The sequence below is a fragment of the Arthrobacter sp. MPF02 genome (assembly GCF_046605375.1).
Taxonomy (GTDB): Bacteria; Actinomycetota; Actinomycetes; order Actinomycetales; family Micrococcaceae; genus Arthrobacter.
The window spans coordinates 3,300,101-3,316,730 of sequence record NZ_CP176772.1 but is presented as its reverse complement, the minus strand read 5'-3'; the positions used below and the strand labels follow the sequence as shown (position 1 = coordinate 3,316,730).

Annotated in this window: 13 protein-coding genes and 1 pseudogene; 5 read left to right on the top strand and 9 right to left on the bottom strand. The window is 61.1% G+C overall.

The annotated features are described in order from the left end of the window. Positions 1 to 232: 232 nt before the first annotated feature. The 4 genes from ACLH0K_RS15730 to ACLH0K_RS15715 all read right to left on the bottom strand — a co-directional run bounded on the left by ACLH0K_RS15730 (position 233) and on the right by ACLH0K_RS15715 (position 3,237). Positions 233 to 1,393, bottom strand: a complete 1,161-nt coding sequence (locus ACLH0K_RS15730) for a phospholipase (protein ID WP_411374476.1) — start codon at positions 1,391 to 1,393, stop codon at positions 233 to 235. Beyond that, positions 1,390 to 1,836, bottom strand: coding sequence for a VOC family protein (locus ACLH0K_RS15725; RefSeq protein ID WP_411374475.1), 447 nt, complete (start codon positions 1,834 to 1,836; stop codon positions 1,390 to 1,392). The genes ACLH0K_RS15730 and ACLH0K_RS15725 overlap by 4 nt, the downstream gene beginning before the upstream one ends. A gap of 218 nt (positions 1,837 to 2,054) precedes the next feature. Further along, entirely contained in the window at positions 2,055 to 2,699 is a 645-nt protein-coding gene (locus tag ACLH0K_RS15720; protein WP_411374474.1) for an NADPH-dependent F420 reductase, read from the bottom strand. Between the two features lie 106 nt (positions 2,700 to 2,805). Beyond that, complete coding sequence (locus ACLH0K_RS15715; protein WP_411374473.1) at positions 2,806 to 3,237, bottom strand: DoxX family protein; 432 nt, start codon at positions 3,235 to 3,237, stop codon at positions 2,806 to 2,808. 1,673 nt (positions 3,238 to 4,910) lie between these two features. On the opposite strand from ACLH0K_RS15715, the gene ACLH0K_RS15710 reads away from it, so the two are divergent. The 3 genes and pseudogenes from ACLH0K_RS15710 to ACLH0K_RS15700 all read left to right on the top strand — a co-directional run bounded on the left by ACLH0K_RS15710 (position 4,911) and on the right by ACLH0K_RS15700 (position 7,259). Next, on the top strand, positions 4,911 to 6,167 hold the full coding sequence (locus tag ACLH0K_RS15710) for a PLP-dependent aminotransferase family protein (RefSeq protein ID WP_411374472.1): 1,257 nt from the start codon (positions 4,911 to 4,913) through the stop codon (positions 6,165 to 6,167). Positions 6,168 to 6,209: 42 nt separating this feature from the next. Next, a complete protein-coding gene (locus ACLH0K_RS15705) occupies positions 6,210 to 6,524 on the top strand; it encodes a hypothetical protein (protein WP_411374471.1) in 315 nt (104 codons plus the stop codon). Then, positions 6,475 to 7,259: pseudogene (locus ACLH0K_RS15700) on the top strand (hypothetical protein). Before ACLH0K_RS15705 ends, ACLH0K_RS15700 begins: the two are co-directional and overlap by 50 nt. A gap of 843 nt (positions 7,260 to 8,102) precedes the next feature. Here ACLH0K_RS15700 and ACLH0K_RS15695 read toward each other — a convergent pair. The 4 genes from ACLH0K_RS15695 to ACLH0K_RS15680 form a co-directional block, all read right to left on the bottom strand. Further along, entirely contained in the window at positions 8,103 to 9,476 is a 1,374-nt protein-coding gene (locus ACLH0K_RS15695) for an NAD-dependent succinate-semialdehyde dehydrogenase (protein ID WP_411374470.1), read from the bottom strand. Between the two features lie 28 nt (positions 9,477 to 9,504). Continuing rightward, positions 9,505 to 11,154, bottom strand: coding sequence for a thiamine pyrophosphate-dependent enzyme (locus tag ACLH0K_RS15690; protein WP_411374469.1), 1,650 nt, complete (start codon positions 11,152 to 11,154; stop codon positions 9,505 to 9,507). A gap of 170 nt (positions 11,155 to 11,324) precedes the next feature. Beyond that, positions 11,325 to 12,995, bottom strand: coding sequence for an amidohydrolase (locus ACLH0K_RS15685; protein WP_411374468.1), 1,671 nt, complete (start codon positions 12,993 to 12,995; stop codon positions 11,325 to 11,327). Between the two features lie 117 nt (positions 12,996 to 13,112). Continuing rightward, positions 13,113 to 14,018, bottom strand: a complete 906-nt coding sequence (locus ACLH0K_RS15680) for a LysR family transcriptional regulator (protein ID WP_411374467.1) — start codon at positions 14,016 to 14,018, stop codon at positions 13,113 to 13,115. Positions 14,019 to 14,178: 160 nt separating this feature from the next. Between ACLH0K_RS15680 and ACLH0K_RS15675 the strand changes: the two genes are divergently transcribed. Next, positions 14,179 to 14,607 (top strand): MFS transporter, encoded by a 429-nt coding sequence (locus tag ACLH0K_RS15675; RefSeq protein ID WP_411376498.1) that lies wholly within the window; start codon positions 14,179 to 14,181, stop codon positions 14,605 to 14,607. After that, positions 14,582 to 14,824, top strand: coding sequence for an MFS transporter (locus ACLH0K_RS15670; protein WP_411374466.1), 243 nt, complete (start codon positions 14,582 to 14,584; stop codon positions 14,822 to 14,824). Before ACLH0K_RS15675 ends, ACLH0K_RS15670 begins: the two co-directional genes overlap by 26 nt. A 180-nt stretch (positions 14,825 to 15,004) precedes the next feature. On the opposite strand, the gene ACLH0K_RS15665 is transcribed toward ACLH0K_RS15670, so the two are convergent. After that, entirely contained in the window at positions 15,005 to 16,588 is a 1,584-nt protein-coding gene (locus tag ACLH0K_RS15665) for an amidohydrolase (RefSeq protein WP_411374465.1), read from the bottom strand. Between the last annotated feature and the right edge of the window lie 42 nt (positions 16,589 to 16,630).

The following is a 16,630-nucleotide window of genomic DNA, read 5'->3' as shown; positions in this document are numbered from 1 at the left end:
GCTGGTCATGCAGCCTTAACTGGTGGCAACTTTGGCCCGTCCATGGCTGGGGTCAATTCGGGTTCCCAGGGCTGGAAGTGGGAGCCGCTGGGGTAGCTCCCTGACCAGCAGCAGCGGTGGATACCCTGCGAAGATTGTCCCCAGATGTGGGCGGCCGGCCCGGCTTTCGGGGGTTCGCGTTTCTCTGGCGCTGCTGGTTGTGGGTGTTGGTCACAGGGGCTGATGAGAGTCTTCAGCCGGAGCGTTTTTCTGTAGGGGTGCGGGCGTAGCTGTGGCTGGCCTGGGCGATGCCGGCGACGGTTTTGAGTTCATTGGTGTTTCGGGGGCCGTAGATCATTACCATCCCGGGGGTGAGCCGGAGGCCTGCCAAGGGGTGGGCAACACCCCATCCTTTGGTGATTACGTCCCGGGCGAGGGCTGGCGGCAGGGCCAGGTGCAGTGATCCGTCATGCCGTGGGTGGAGATGGGCGAACTCGCCGGCGCGTGGGACCAGGAAAGCATCGAGCGGCGCTCCGGCTGCTCTTTCGACGAAGAACCCTCGGGCCCCCGGGACTGAAATTGCCGATTGACGAGTGCTCACTCCGGATAGGGCCGCGATGTGCTCGAACAGCTGTTCCTGCATCTCCCGGGGGCTGATATCGGACTTCTGTTCCTGAGGAATGCTCCAAGATACAGACGGACGGGTGCCGCCCCGGGCCGGCAGGATTCCGTCCGGAAGGGACGGCCAGGCCTCCATACCGCTTGGCTGTGGGTTCCGGAGGGCAAGGAACTGGAGTCGCTCGGCGATCCAGCCACCTAGTTCGTTGACGGTCTGTGGGGTCAGGCTGTGTCCTCCGGGGTCGCGCCGGGCGTAGGTGGGGGCTCCGGATTCGTTGAGGAGGTAGGTCCAGGTGCGGTCCAGTAGCTCGCGGGGGATTACCTGGTCGGATTCTCCCTGGGCAAGGAATACCGGGACACCGGCCAGTCTTGCCGTGGACACGGGGACGCCTGCGTCAAAGGGCAGCGTGCCGTAGAGGATCGCTGCCCCGGCGAACCGTTGCGGGTCCGATAGCAGCAAGGCCCCGGCGAAGGCCGCGCCGCCGCTGAAACCGGCAAGAATGACCGGGCGCCCGGGGGGAGCTGCCTCATCGATCCAGGTGCGGAACCATGTTGTGGTTTGTTGCAGGGATTCGGCGACGGGGCGCCCGATCCCGCGGTTGGCAAACCAGGCGTAGCCGCCGCCTTCGGTTATGGGTGCCCGGACTGCGGCGTAGGAGGGGCCGGCGGGTAGCTGTGCGGCGAGGCTGATGATTCCTGTTTCGTCGGCGCCGCGCCCGTGCAGCAGGACGACAAGGGGTTGCCCGGGGTCGTCGGGTCGCTGCCACGCGACAGCGGGCTCGGGAAAACCGTTCATGAGTGTTCTCCTGCGTTTCCGTTTCCCTGTTGGATGTGCTGGATGTGGCCTGCGGTGGGGACTTCTGACCAGCGGGCGAGTTCGGCTTCGAGGTCAAGCCGTTCCACCGGGGCGGCGTTTTCGTATTCGCCCCATTCCTGGCGCGGCAGCATCCACATCAGCTCGAACTCATCCCCGTCCGGATCGGCGCCGTAAATGCTCTTGGTCGCTCCGCGGCTCGATTCACCCATGTAGGCGTCGGCGTCGAGAAGTGCTGTGCGGGCTTGGGCAAGTTCGTTGATGGTGTCCAGCTGCCAGGCCAGGTGGTAGAGCCCGATGCCGCCAGGAACTTTGGGTGCGGCGCCGGGGCCTACTCCGAACAGCCCAAGGTCGTGGTGGTTGCCTGAGCGCGGCAGCCGCAGGAACACGGCGTTCGCACGGGGTTCACGCGCGGCTACGACCATCCCGAAACCCTGGTGTAGAAGTGTTCTGCTCGGCCGACGTCGGCTACAAACAGGACGGCATGATTCAGCCGGACTGAGGAGATTGGCATGCGGGTGCTTCTTCCTGAGCTAATTCGTACCGGATGGGGGATACCGCGGCAGGGAAAGGGCTGCAGCCGATGACGGCAGCGCCGCCCCGCTTGGTGTGGGACGCGGCGCTGCTGTGGTGCTGGTCCTGCTTAGGCTGCAGGGACTACCGCGAGGGCGGAGTTCCACTGGAATGCGGGGAGCTGGTCGTTGGCCGAGAGCAGGATGTGCAGGAAGCCGGTCTGCTCGAGCTGCCGGGCACGGCGCTGCGGTCCAACGACGATGGCGTTCAGTCCGGCCGCGGTAACGAAGTTCACGACGGCCTGGGTTGCGGCCTCGTCATCCGCCGCGATCAGGACATCAAGGGCCTGTCCTGCTACGGCGCCTTCTCCCAGCGTCGCGGCGAAGGTGGTGTTGAAGGCCTTGACGACCGTGGCCGCAGTAGCTTTCTGCAGTTCTTCGGCAGCTGAGCTGTGAGCTGGTACGGCGAGGCCGTCAAAGGTGGAGAAATCGACCGGGTTGGTGATGTCTACGTAGACTTTGCCGGCGAGGGAATCGCCGTAACGGGCCACGATGTCCTTCGCAGCGTCAAAATAGACGGCCGGGATTACGAGGTTGCTGGTGAGTTCATCACCGACCACACCGGTAGAGACCTGTCCACCGAGTTCCGTGGCGAGAGTCTCGGCCTTGGCTTTGTCTTCGTGGGCGAGCAGCTGCACGCTTTTGCCGGCAGCGATTGCCCGGGTGGCCAGGCCGCGGGCCATGTTGCCGGTTCCGATGATGGTGATGTCAGTCATTTTCTTCTTCTTTCCAAAAAGGCGGGACAGGATACTCACGTAGGTTCTTTTCGTTTTGCTTCTGAAGCATGGTGGGGCAAGGCCTCTTTCGTCCCTGCAGCAGGGGTTATACGAGGGCTTTGAACCTGGTGCGGCTGAACAGGGCGTAGTCACCGGACAGCCGTGCCGGGCCGAACAAAGCGATCGCGATGGCTGCGGCAGCCAGAACGAGGACCAGCTCGTAACCGCCGTCCGCGGCGAAAAGGCCCGCCGGAGCATGCACCAGGAACAGCGCGCCGAGCATGTCGAGGGCGAGCAGGGCCGCGAAGACGCGGGTCAGCACGCCAAGGATCAGGGCGATTCCACCGGCAAGTTCCAACGTGGCAACAACAGGCGCGGCCAGCTCGGCTGCAGGGATGCCCATCTGGGCGAATGACGCCTGGGTACCAGCAATGGTGAACTGGCTGAACTTTTGCCAACCATGGGCAGCGAAGATGAAGCCGGCCAGTACCCGGAGCACCGTCACAGCCGCCGTTGCGGCCAGGGAGAACTGATTCATGATTAATACCTTCGAACTAGGGGTGAGGAGTGTCGGGAAGCCGGACGCCGACCGGGATTTACTTGAAGATTCAACTACTGTCTCAGCATTTGGTAAGTGTCAACCAGGCGGGGGCGTGGGTTCGCGATTGCAGGGCAGGCCATCGCCGCGTATGGAGAGGGAGCGAGGCGGGCAGGGGTGGCCGAACAATCCGCGCGTGTCAGCGATATCGCGATTAGAAAAAGCTTTTCAAAACCTGCCCAGGCCTCGGTAGTGGCGCGGTTAGTACTTCGTGTCACGATGCCCAGTTGCACGTGAGGCACTGGTCGCCGCTGGAGCGCACAAGCGCGACGTGCTAGCCGACGTGACGTCGGGATGCTGCGCGGCGGTTGAGCGGCCCGGATGAAGGGCTCGCATGCGGGTGACGCGACACCGTCGTGGTGTGCATTTCTATCCGTCCCGGGCTACCGGTCTGGCGTCGATGTGGGGACTCCGCTTCCAGGTCCTCCATCGCCCAGGCGAGGACTGCGGGCTTGTGCGGGGGAGGTTCCTGAAATCTCGTAAAGGAAAGCTTTGAAGTCCAAGGCGCTGACTAATAGCTGGCAGGCTTCCTTGGTGGTAAGTGCTGGGTCGCAAGACCCGGGGCGTTGCGGGGAAGTTCCGTGGCAGCAGTAGCGCGGTGGATAACTTATGCGGGACTGTCAGCGGCATGGCGCTTCGTTCTTCGGTCACGGCTTTGGCGACAGCTGGCTCCAGCTCAAGCCGACATCGCAAGTCGGGGCGACTTCATATACGGGTCGAGCGTGCCGCGTTCAAGGCTTTGATGTCCAAGACAACCTGGGCCACCGCTCGTTCTCTCTGGCGCTGCGCCGCCTTCTTCAATTTCAGGTCCCTCGACCTCGCTTTTCTTTGAGCCGCCAAAGCTTGACGGGACCGATCCATTCGTAGTGGTTCATCGCGGGAAGAGGATCCTTGAAGTGGGTCGTAGAAAATTGAAAGCGTCATTATCAAGTCCAAAGTATGTCCACGCCAACAGTGATGTGGAGTTGGGTACGAAGAGTCGAATTCAGAAGCTGACACACAGGCCATGCCCCTGATGAACCCCGCCAGGGACCAGCCCCGTTTCGCATAGGTGCCGCCTAGCGCCTAGGTGACTTCCGGCTGTGCAGTTAGTAGATCCTTAGATTCAATCGCTCATGACGCCGCCAGTCGTAGGTTGTAACCGTCTTGGATATGAAAGAGCCGGCGGCCACCGATTGGGTTATGGACCCAGATAACATCCCCGTCCATAGTCCGGGCGTCCACTTCGCCTGCATACTCTGTACGCCCGCTGGCGCAAAGCTGGACCTCGTCGCCGACTTGGACGTCATCCCAGGTGGAGCTTTTTACGAAATTCGTCTTTGAAGGCACGCTCTCTCCTTAGTTGCTTGTGTGGGGACGATGCATTGATCTAAGCGGAGTCTTGTGAAAGCGCTCAATGGAAGAACTGACGATAAAGAGCCCTGGCCTTGTGCAACTGTCTAATGAAAACAATGGGGAAAGAAAAGTGCATACATCTATGCTTTTGAGGCATGGCAAGCAGCAGTTTTTGGCCTTAGACAGCATGCACTCCTGCTCGGACAATAAGAGGATGTCCCAAAGCCGAAAGGAATAGCATGTCCGTCTCAACGGGGTCTTCCGCAAATACTGCGTCAATGCGTGCAGGCGTCGGCAACCAGCCCCAGGTACTCGCGCAGCGGACTCTCGCCGCCCGTCCCTCGGAAGTTCGTAAAGTGTTCAGAGCAGCGCAGCGGCCTAACATGATCTCCTTTGCCAACGGAGCCCCTTATCTCGGAGCCCTGCCCTTTGACCGCATTGCAGAGGATGCTCAGCGAATCCTGCTTACCAGCGGTGAACGCTCGTTCCAGTACGGGCCCAGCAACGGCATCCCTGAACTGCGGGCCCACATTGCCGAACTTATGAAGCTTGAGGGCATCACGGCGAGCCCTGATCGCATCCTGGTGACCGCGGGAAGCCAGCAGGCCCTCGATGTCGCAGCCCGTGTCCTCATAAACCCCGGGGACGTTATCTTCGCCGAGGCGCCGTCCTATGCAGGCGGCATGGCCGTGTTCACTAGCTATGAAGCCGAGATCGTGCACGTGTCGATGGACGCCGACGGGATCATCCCCGATGAGTTCGAGAGGCTCATCAAAGAAGTCCATGCCGCCGGCAAGACGGCCAAAGGCTTGTACACGATCCCCAACTTCCAGAACCCCGGCGGTGTGAATCTTTCTGGGGAACGCCGTACGCAGATTGGTGAGCTGTGCCGCGACAACGACCTGCTGATCTTCGAAGATAACCCTTACGGTCTTCTTGGCTTTGACGGCGAGACCATGCCTGCCATCCAGCCTGGCTTCGAGGAGATCACGCTGTACTTCGGCTCCTTTTCCAAGATGATCGCTCCGGGTCTGCGCGTAGGTTGGGTTCTTCCCCCTGAATCGCTCTACGGCCACCTCGTCAACGCCAGTGAGACCTCGCAACTTAACCCTTCGGTGTTTTCCCAGCAGCTGATCAGCGCCTACCTGGACGACCCGGCCTGGCAGGACAAGCTGGTCGAATACCGTGGAATCTACCGCGAAAAGTTTAACGCCCTGGTTGAGACCCTCGAAGAGGTCATGCCTGAGGGCACCACTTGGAATCGACCCACCGGCGGCTTCTATCTCTGGATAAGAGTCTCGGAGGGGATTGACACTGAAGCTCTGGTCTACGAGTGCATCGAACGCGGTGTCGTGTACGTTCCAGGCACGGCTTTTTACACCAACGGGAGCGGGCACAGCGAATTGCGGATGTCCTTCTGTCTGCCGTCCCTGGCCGACATCCGCAAGGGTGCCGGCATCTTGGGCGAGGTCTTCCGCGAGGCAGCTTCCAAGGCAAGCCGCCGCAATGCTACAACGCAGCCTGCTTTGGGGTAGAGAACCGATGTCATTTACTGAAAGTCGTGTGCCGACGCCGCCATGACTACGAAGAATCAGCCCGCTCTTTATGTCGAGGCCGGCGATGAGGGCTACCGGAAAACCATGTCCAATTTCCAGATCCAGATGATTTCCCTTGGCGGGGCGATCGGAACGGGGCTGTTTCTTGGTCTGGGCTCGCGTCTCCAAGCGGCCGGGCCGGCACTGCTCCTTGCCTACGCCGCCACGGGTCTTATTGCTTACCTCCTCATGCGGGCGATCGGGGAATTGGTAATGCATCGCCCCAGCACAGGATCTCTCGTCTCCTATGCCAGGGAGTTCTTCGGCCACGGCGGGCGAAGCAAAAAATGCCCGTGAAGTGATGCCTAGGGCCATCCGCAGCATCGTAATCCGGATCGTGGTTTTCTATCTGGGTTCCGTGCTGGTGCTCAGCATGCTCCTGCCGACCAACCTTTACAGCGGCGCTGAGTCCCCATTCGTGACTGCGCTGGCGGGCCTCGATGTCCCGTGGGTGTCATCCGTAATGAACTTCGTGGTGTTGACAGCGTCTATCTCAGGAATCAATGCAACGCTTTACGCATCGGTGAGGGCTCTGCGGACTCTCGCAGCGAATGGTGAAACACCAAAGTTCACCGTAAAGATGACAAAGGGTGGCGTGCCGATCGGAGCCTTAGCGCCATCGGCGGGTTTTACCTCGTCGGAGTGGTGATGACGTATGTCTTTGGCGGCGGCCCGGTGTTCGAGACGGCACTTGGGGCCTGTGCCGTGTGCATCTTGCTGCTCTGGGCCTCGCTTTTCGCCTGCCAGCTCCGCTTCCGGCAAAAGGTCAAAGCCGGCCTGCTGCCCGCAGTGGATTTCAAAATGTCAGGGGCTGCGTACACGTCATGGTTCTCTCTCGCAATCTTGGCGGTTGTATTCCTCACCATGGTCCTGCCGGGGACCAGCAGCACCTGGTGGATGAGCTTGGCTGGCACCCTTCTTCTGCTCGCGTCGATCACAGTGGGCTACGAATTCAGCAAACTGCGGCGCGTGCGAGCCGAGGACCAAACTCAGGCGCAATATGTAAGGGATTCGAGCTCTGTTTCTGCCTAAAGTGGAGCACAGCAAAAGCGGAGACGACGGTGTCAGCCAACGTCTCCACTTTTTTCGATTGACGGTTCTGGACAGGTTCTTCGCAGTTGGGGTAAAAGATCTGCAGCCTACAATGCAATGCCCTGAGACGTTTGGAGCGACTGTTGGACTACGTCCTGCAAACCGGTGAGGTCCGCGGTACTTAAAAGGACCAGCTCGACGCGACAGTTCAAGGCGCGAGCGGCGAAGCAACATACACCACGCTTTCAGGAGGTGTCAGCGGTGGACGCTTGAACGTTGCATAAGCGGCATCTTTTGCTTGCCAACCGGTGCCAGCCGCTACTTCGCCGGCATGTCGCTAAGCAGTGCCGGCCTACAAGGATCACGATCGGTCTTAGCCGTTGCTTACAAAGCAGGGCATGAACCCCGACCAGATACTGCGGAGTAGGCGATATTCTGGCAGGGCGCAAGGACAAGTTGGTCTATCCACTTAGCGCATTGCGACAGCCGGGCCACCCATCCTTTTCCGAAAGGTCAAAAGGAACCTAATCGCTCGACTCCAGGGGTTGATCTTGTCCCGCATCAAGCAGATCGCCGATGAAAGATGGTTGAAGTCTGGGGCCGCAACTGTGTTTCTGAGGTGTTCCTGAGGCTGCGTGGCCGGCGTGAGTGTCTACGCTGATTCCCAGTCGGTGAGTGCACGGGCGTGCCAGTTTTGTTTTCCGTGGCCCAGATGTTTGGTACCAGTTGGCTGTTGCAGTGCTTTTTCTTGTTTTCCGAGTAGTTCTTCCAACGGCGGGGGATACGGCAGTGGGCCACGGAGTCCGTGGCCCACTGCGATTCAAAGATGGCGGGGATTTGTACCTACTTGCCTGTACGGATCAGCTTCCGGTTGACGAATTCTTCCATGCCGTACTTGCCAAGCTCGCGGCCGACGCCCGAGCGTTTGATGCCGCCGAAAGGCAATTCGGCCGCGGTACCGGGGGCTTCGTTGATGTAGACCATGCCCGTGGCCAGGCGATTTGCGATTTCTTGTGCCTTGGAAGCGTCAGTGGACTGGACGACCGCACCGAGGCCGTATACCGAATTGTTGGCCAGTTCCACGGCCTCATCTTCTGATGCAACGCGGTGCAGGACAGCCACCGGGCCGAAGAGCTCCTCGGAAAAGGCGCGCATGTCCTCGGTGACGCCGGCGAGGACCGTGGGCTGGAACCAGGCACCTGGTTGTTCAATAGGGTTACCGCCTGTTAGTACGGTAGCTCCCTTGGTAACAGCGTCGTCCACCTGTGCAGCGAGACTATCCCGCGCAGCGACAGAGGACAGTGGTCCCATGAATGTGTCAGCCTCAGTGGGATCGCCTACTTTCACAGAGGAAACGGCGGTAAGGAACTTCTCGACGAATTGGTCATAGACAGCGTCCGCGACGATGATGCGCTTGGCGGCATTGCAGGCTTGGCCGGTGTTGCCGAAGCGACCGAACAGGGCGTGCGTTGCCGCTTGGTCAACATCGGCGGAATCAAGCACCAGGAAGGGGTCTGAGCCGCCGAGTTCCAGCACGACTTTCTTGAGGTTTCGGCCGGCGATTTCGGCGACGGCGGATCCTGCCCTTTCGGATCCTGTGAGTGAAACGCCCTGGACACGGGGATCGGCAATGATGTCTGCAACCTGCTCGTTGGTTGCGAAGACGTTGATGTAGGCGCCTATAGGAGCGCCCGCGTCAACGAATATCTGTTCCATGGCCAGGGCGGACTCCGGGCATTGAGGGGCGTGTTTAAGCAGGATCGTGTTCCCGTTCATCAGGTTCGGGGCGGCGAAACGGGCTACCTGGTAGTACGGGAAGTTCCACGGCATGATGCCCAGGAGCACGCCCAGTCCCTCTTTGCGGACGACAGCCTTGCCACCTGCTGCGACCTCAAGTTCCTCGTCTTCCAGGAAGGCGGGGCCCTTGTCGGCGTAATAACGGTAGATAGATGCGACGATGTCTACTTCAATTTGCGCTTGGAAAATGGGTTTGCCCATTTCCCTGGTGACGATAGCGGAAAGTTCATCACGTCGCTCGGTGTAAAGTTCAGCGACACGTTCCAAGAGTTTCACGCGGTGGGTGAGCGGTGATTTGTTCCATTCCTTGAACGCAGCGTCGGCGCTGGCCACCGCGGCCTGAATTTCTGCGTTGGTAGCCGTGGGGTATTCCTTGACGGTTTCACCGGTGGCCGGGTTGATGACGGCATACAGGCTCATGCTGTTCTCCTTTTAAAGTGCTGACCGCTTAGGGGAGGGCGATCTGCGGGTCGGTGATGACGTGGATTATGGCTGGTATGCGCTGGTCCTGAACGGCCTTCAGGGCGCGTTCGACAGCAATCGCTGCGTCATCGTCGCTGGTCACAGTTTCTCCATGGCCGCCGAAGGCGCGCGCGAACGCGGCGAAGTCGGGGTTCTTCAGCTGGGTGCCGCTGACCCTGCCCGGGAAGTGGTGTTCCTGGTGGTCACGAATAGTGCCGTACTGGCCGTTGTCCATCACGATGATGAGCATCGCCGCCCCGTGCTGGACTGCTGTAGCAAACTCCTGGCCGTTCATCAGGAACTCTCCGTCGCCGGCGATGGCGATGGCCAATCGCTTCGGGCTCTCCAAGGAGGCCGCAACCGCTGCCGGGACACTGTAGCCCATGGACCCGTTGCGCATGCTTAACTGGGACGGGAACACATTGGTGGGGAGGTACCGTTGGGCCCAGGCACAGTGGTTTCCGGCACCAAAGCTATAGACAGCGTCCTCAGGAAGTCGCTTGACCAGCTCGGATATAACGGCGCTCATGTGGCCGGTTCCTTCGCGGGTGACCGGGAGTTCAGCCAGGTCCGGCAGCTCGCTGAACGCTGCCTGTGCCGCCCGGCCAGCGGCGCGCCAGGCATCCCACTCCGCAGACTTGCCCAGCTGGATGTCCTTGACTGCGTCGGCGAAAGCAACCGGGCTGGCGACAATGTGCGTGGTTACCGCGCCGGAGCGTCCACGCAGTGAAGTGTCAATGTTCACGAGGATGTTGGTGGCATCCTTTGACTGGCGCAGGGTGTAGCCGTCGGTGGGGACGTCCGTCGGTACGGCGCCAATGGCAAGCAATACGTCCGCTTCGCCGAAGATCCGTGCGGTGTCCTGAGTGCGGCCGTATCCCAGAGCGCCAACGTAGATTTCGGAATTGAAGGGTATGCGGTCTGACGCGCGCCAGTCCTGAATCACCGGGATACCGTTGGCTTCCGCGAATGCTGTCACGGCAGCAGCTGCTTCGACGGTCCAGCGTTGGCCACCCACGAAGATGGCGGGCTTCCGGGCGGAGGCGAGTGCCGATGTGACGAGTTCGAGTTCTTGGGGGGAGACTGCCCCTTCAGCAACAGGAATGACCGGGTGAAGTTCGCCGGTGAATTCATGGGTTATGACGTCTTCAGGCAGGCCGATGATGACCGGGCCGGGGCGGCCAGACTTAGCGGCGAAGAAAGCTTCGGCCACAACTTCGGACGCGCGGGAGGCTTCATCCAGCACGAAAACGCGCTTGGCCTGGGTTCCGAACCACGCGTTGGGGTCAAACTCCTGGAAGGACTCGCGCTGGCGGTCAGAGACCGGGATCAGGCCGACAAACAGGATCATCGGTGTAGCGTCCTGCCACGCCGCATGGATGGCGACATAGGCGTTGGCGGCACCGGGGCCCCGGGTGACCATGGCAATGCCGGGCTCACCGGTGAACTTGCCGTGGGCCTCTGCCATGTAGGCGGCACCGCCTTCTTGGCGGCACACGACGGTCGAGATGTCTGCTCCGTGGAGCCCGTCGAGGACGGCCAGGTAGCTTTCGCCCGGGACGGCGAAGACGCGGTTGACGCCGTGCAGGGCCAGAGATTCGACAATCGCTTGGCCGGCGTGCTTTTTCTTCTCCAAGTGGTGCTCCTCAAACTTTTGGCGTCGGCCCTGCTGTCAGGTGCTCGCCGGGTGGCTTCCGGATACTAAATGTTCCAACCAGTATTGGTAGCCGACTTCATGCTGTCTAATACATATAAAGTTCAGATGTGATGCCAATTAGGCATGAAGTTGCCGCCGGAAGGGTGCTGCTAAAGATTTCCGGTGACCGGTTCTCCGCCGAGGACGGTAGCGGTAACACGGACGTCGCGGATGGCTTCCGTCGGTACCTTGTAAAGGTCATCGGACAGTGCGACGAAGTCCGCCAGCATGCCGTGCGTAAGTGCACCCTTGTAGTGGTCTTCGTGGGCGGCGTATGCGCTGCCGACTGTGTAAGCCCGTACCGCCTCAGCAACAGTGAGGCGTTCCTCGGGGTTGAAATCAGCGCCGGAGGAGGTCCTGCGGTTCACTAGATCATGGATGTTCAGGAGAGGATCTGCGGAAACTACCGGTGCATCTGTGCTCGCTGGGATTTCAATTCCTGCTTCAAGCAGGCTCTTGATCCGGTAGGAAAGCCTCATCCGCTCGGGCCCAAGGGCTCGGGCAGCACCATCGCCCAGTTCATTGACGAATCGGCCTTGTGGAACGGGAATGAGGCCCAAAGCAGCCAGTCGCTGGATTTGTTGGTCGCTGGCAACGTTGACGTGCTCGACGCGATGGCGGGCGTCCGGGCGAGGGTAGAGCTGCTGAGCTTCCTCAAAGATATCCATTACCACGTCCAGCGCGGCGTCTCCGATAGCGTGGGCGGCGACTTGCCAGCCGGCGCTATGCGCTCCCAGGATCCGTTGTCGAAGGTCCTCTGCCGGGAATTGGAGAAGGCCTCGATTTTCGACTCCTTCCTCTGCGTCGGCCTGGTAATTGCAGCACATAAACGCGCTGCGGCCGATAAGGGAGCCGTCGGACAGGACCTTTGCCGGGCCGAGCCGCAGCCGCTCGTCACCGAAGCCGGTCCTGATGCCCAGGTCAAGACCAAGCCGGGGGATATCGTTCTTGCCGTTTGGGTCTTCGAGCTCATCACCCAGGCCGTGAAGTGTGGTGAGGTAGGGCATAACTGTGGCACGGACAGCAAGCCGGCCGGCGTCGCGGGCGGCCTGATAACCAGCGATGTCGGACATCGAATGGCCAATGTGTTGAGGGGCACCGATGCCGGGCTCGGTAATGCTGGTGATTCCCAGACTTAGCAGCGCGGCGCTGCCTGCGCCCACCATGTCGGCGACGTCCTGCATGGACGGCCCGGGAATGGCGTCCATTACCAGCGCTCGTGCTGTCTCCTGGAGCAGGCCTACGGCCCTGCCTTCGGTGTCGGCGGGAACCGCGCCTCCGCTGGGCGCCCTGACGTTGCGTCGGCCGGGGTAGCCGGCGCGTTCAAAAGCCGCTGTGTTGGCTACGCCCATGTGCCGTGAGTTGTGCATCAGCCACACCGGGTGTCCGTGGCTGACGGCATCCAGCTCCTCGGCGGTCGGGTGCTGGTTCCCCAGGTAATTCTGGTCATAGCCTGAACCCTGCACCCACGCTCCCGGCGGTGCTGCGATACAAGCGCGTTCCACCGCGGACAGGAGTTCGGCCATCGTGCGGCAGACGGCCGGCCGCAAGTCAGCCTGGAGGAGCGCCTGGCCCACGTAGCTCAGGTGACAGTGGGCATCGTTGAAGCCGGGGATGACGGTGGCGCCATGCAGGTCGTGTACGTTGCGGAAGAAGGTGGCCGGCAGCTCATCATCAAGGCTGACGATCCGTCCGTCATGAACGCCCAAGCTGTGCGCCAGCGGCCGCCGGGAGTTTTGCGTGCGAAACAAGCCGTTGGTGTACAGCGCGTCGAAGAGCATGGGCTTCTCCCAATTCTATGGCCGGTAGGTGGCGTAGGGTCCAGTATCGGAACAGTGATCCATGCTGTCCAATACCTATCCAACCTCAAAACCATGCCATACCGGCATGACAGCGTGTCAGTTCCCTATTAGGGCTCCTCGTTCAGCTAGGAATCCCCGCAGGCGGAGGGCAACTGCGCGGATAGTGCCCTCGGCGAAGTGCCCCGGTATCCAGGCGGTATGGAGTGGGAGGCGGAGGGCATGGTCGTGCTGCACGTTCCCCCCCGGGAGGATACGGATTGGATGTGTTCCATAGGCGGGCAGATCAGTTGTAATTCCTACTCCGTGTCCGGCCGCTGCAAGCGCCATGATGGTTTGCCCGTCATCACATTCTGAAACCCGCTGGAAGCTCAAGCGACCCTGGTTTAAAGCGTCGTCGAGGATGTATCGGCTGACACTTCGATGCGAGGGCAGGATTGCGTGATGACCGCATAGTTCATTCAACGGTAGTTCACTGACTCCGGTCTGGGCCCATGGATGGTTTATTCCCACGTAGGCGGTCAGCGGGATACTGCCCAGCGGCATTGTGGCGAGTCCTGGTTCCGGCGCGGCGGGGGAGACCGCAAAGTCGCTGCCGTGAAGGAGTGCTTCCGGAATGTCGAAGTGGCTGGTTTCCCGGGTGATGATCAATGGATCGTCCGGTCCCGTGGTGGCGATGTAGGGCGCAAGGAAGCCGCGTACAGATGCGGCAGTGGCGGCGGCCACTAGGGTGGTGACCCGACCTGCCCGCAACGCATCTGCAGCATCTTCGAGGCTTTGGGTCTCAAGCATCAGGCGGCGGGCCGCTGGCACGAGAGCCCGTCCTGCAGGTGTGAGCACCAGCTTGTTCCCCTGTGCCTCGAACAATTTGAGCTTGAGTTCATGCTCAAGCGTTTTGATCTGGCGGCTCAGGGCGGGCTGGGCAATGTGGATCTGCTCCGCGGCTGCCGTGATCGTACCTGCGTCGACAACGGCAAGAAAATACTGCAGACGGCGAAGATTCATGGTCCAATCATGCTCTTTCGGCATACTCTGACGCAATAACGAGTATTGGCGGGCATGTAGTGGCTCACAGTACGGTGATGGTCACATTCCTTCGCACACCTACCCTTGAAAGAATTACGGTGCCTATTTCCACTTCGCATTCCACCGCCGCGGTGACCCGATCAGGGCCCTCCAGCCGGGAAAGGTTGTTGCCGCTGCTTTTATTGGCACGGCACTTGAGTGGTACGACTTCTTCCTGTTCGGCACTACGGCAGCCATCGTCTTAGCCCCACTGTTCTTTCCCAGCAGCGACCCCGTCGCTTCCACTGTCTCGGCTTTCCTGAGCTTCAGCGCAGCTTTTGTGGCCCGTCCGATTGGCGCACTTATTTTCGGCCACGTTGGTGACAAGTACGGCCGGCGCGGGGCGCTCGTTGCCACTGTGATGCTGATGGGCGCGGCTTCCACCCTGATGGGCTTATTGCCCACGTATGAGACGGCTGGCGTTATTGCTCCCATCGTGCTGGACGCTGCTGCGAGCAGTCCAAGGTGTTGCAACGGGCGGGGAGTGGGGCGGGGCGACCCTGATGGCCATCGAATACGCTCCCGCTAAACGCAGGGGACTCTATGCCGCGCTGGTGCAGCTCGGTTCCCCGGTCGGTACGCTGCTCTCCACAGGTGCGATCACCCTGGTTGCTCTGTTGCCCAAGTATGACTTTATGGCGTGGGGCTGGCGCCTGCCGTTTATTGCCTCCATCATCCTGGTCGGTGTTGCTCTGGCGGGAATGCTTCCTGGGGACCTGCCACGCTCCTGGTTGTTATCGGCCTGATTTCTCTCGGCGGCGCTGTTGTGACGTCCAGAGTGCCCGTGGGCGTCAAGTAGCCCGCAGCCCGATTTGCACGGCCCCAGGGCAGGCACTCCCGCAGTTCGAACCCCTTGAGGTCGATTGCGGGGGTGCCTTCGTCTGGCCGACGGACCGGGAGCTGCCGGTCTTCTCGGGGCCGCAGCTTCAGCCCTGCTGCGTGTATCGGATGATGCCGTCGGTGACCGTCATGCGGACCTTCGTTTCCCGGATCTCGGCCGGGTCCGCCGAGAAGATGTTCGTGTCCAGTGCGACAAAGTCAGCCAGCATGCCGGGAGCCAGTCTGCCTTTGATGTTCTCCTCGCCGGAGGCGTAGGAAGGCCCCACGCAATAGCCATGAAGGGCCTCGGCCATAGTGATTCGCTCTTGCGGTTCCCATCCGCCGTCGGGCTTGCCCTCTTGGGTTGTTCGGGTCATAGCGGCATGGAGGCCGTGGAACGGGTTGGGAAGTTCCACGGGGGAGTCAGAGCCGAAGGCGAGTGTCGTTCCGGCATCCAGCAGGCTCCGCCAAGCGTAAGATGCGAGATTGCGGCCCTCGACCATGCCCAGGATGGGAAGATCGCTAGGGCAGTGCTGCGGCTGCATGGACGCTACGACGCCAAGTCGTGCCAAGCGTTGAACATCCGCAGGCTGTAGGAACTGGACGTGTTCAATGCGGTGCCGCAGGCGATGTCGGGCGGTGAGGTCCTGAATCCGGGACAGCGCGTCGAGGACCAGGTGGTTGGCGCGGTCCCCTATGGCATGGACGGCAACGGCAATTCCTGCCGTGGCTGCGGTGGTTGACAGCTCCACCAACTCGGGGAAGGCGGTGACTTCCATGCCATGGCTTGTTCCGCCCGCAAAGGGCTCGCTCATGTGGCAAGTGTGGGAGCCCGCGGCTCCGTCGGCGAAAATTTTTACGGCCCCGTGGCGAATCCACTTGTCGCCCTGACCTGTGCGGAGCCCTGCCCCGATGCTGTCCTTCAGGTCATCTTGGGCAAACAGTTTGTGTACGCGCAGGGCCAGAGCTCCTTCTGCGCGGAGCTGTGAGTAAGCCTCCAGTGCATCTGCTCCATCGATGTCATGGACGCCTGTCACGCCCAATGACAGCAGGTACTGCTGCGTTTCCCGGAGTTGTTCTCTGAGATCACCTGAGGCTCCGGAAGCCGCAAGTCTGCGGACCGGATACACCGCGCTTTCCCGCAGAATCCCGGTCGCCTGCCCGTCCGCGTCCCGAACAATTTCGCCGCCGGCAGGATCAGGAGTTGAGCGTTCAATTCCAAGCGCCCGCAGGGCCTGGCTGTTGGCCCACACGGTATGACCGTCGGCGCTGGTCAGGGCTACGGGATTCTTTGGGCATACGGCATCGAGTGCGGCCTTGTCCGGCTGAACGGGGGGCTTCCATTTGTTGAAATCCCACCATCCGCCAAAGATCCATTCGCCCTCGCGGTAGCGCGGCAGTACCGAGCGGACGCCTGCAACCGCTTCTTCCACACTTTCGACCTGCCGAAGGTCGATCTCCTGCCTGGAACGGGCCAGGCTGGCTGTGTGGATGTGGGCATCCGTGAGTCCGGGAACGACGACTGCGTCTTCAAGGTCAACGACCCTGGTCCCGGCAGGGGCGTGGGCGCGAAGATCCTCAGTCGGTCCCGCTGCCACAATGAGCCCCTTGTCGACCAAAAGAGCCGAGGCCTGCGGCTGATGAGGGTTAAGAGTGTGGATGGCACCATTGGCAAAAAGGGTGGGAGTCACGGATACAGGGTAGGCGCGCTCTGTTAGGAGATGGGGCCAGAT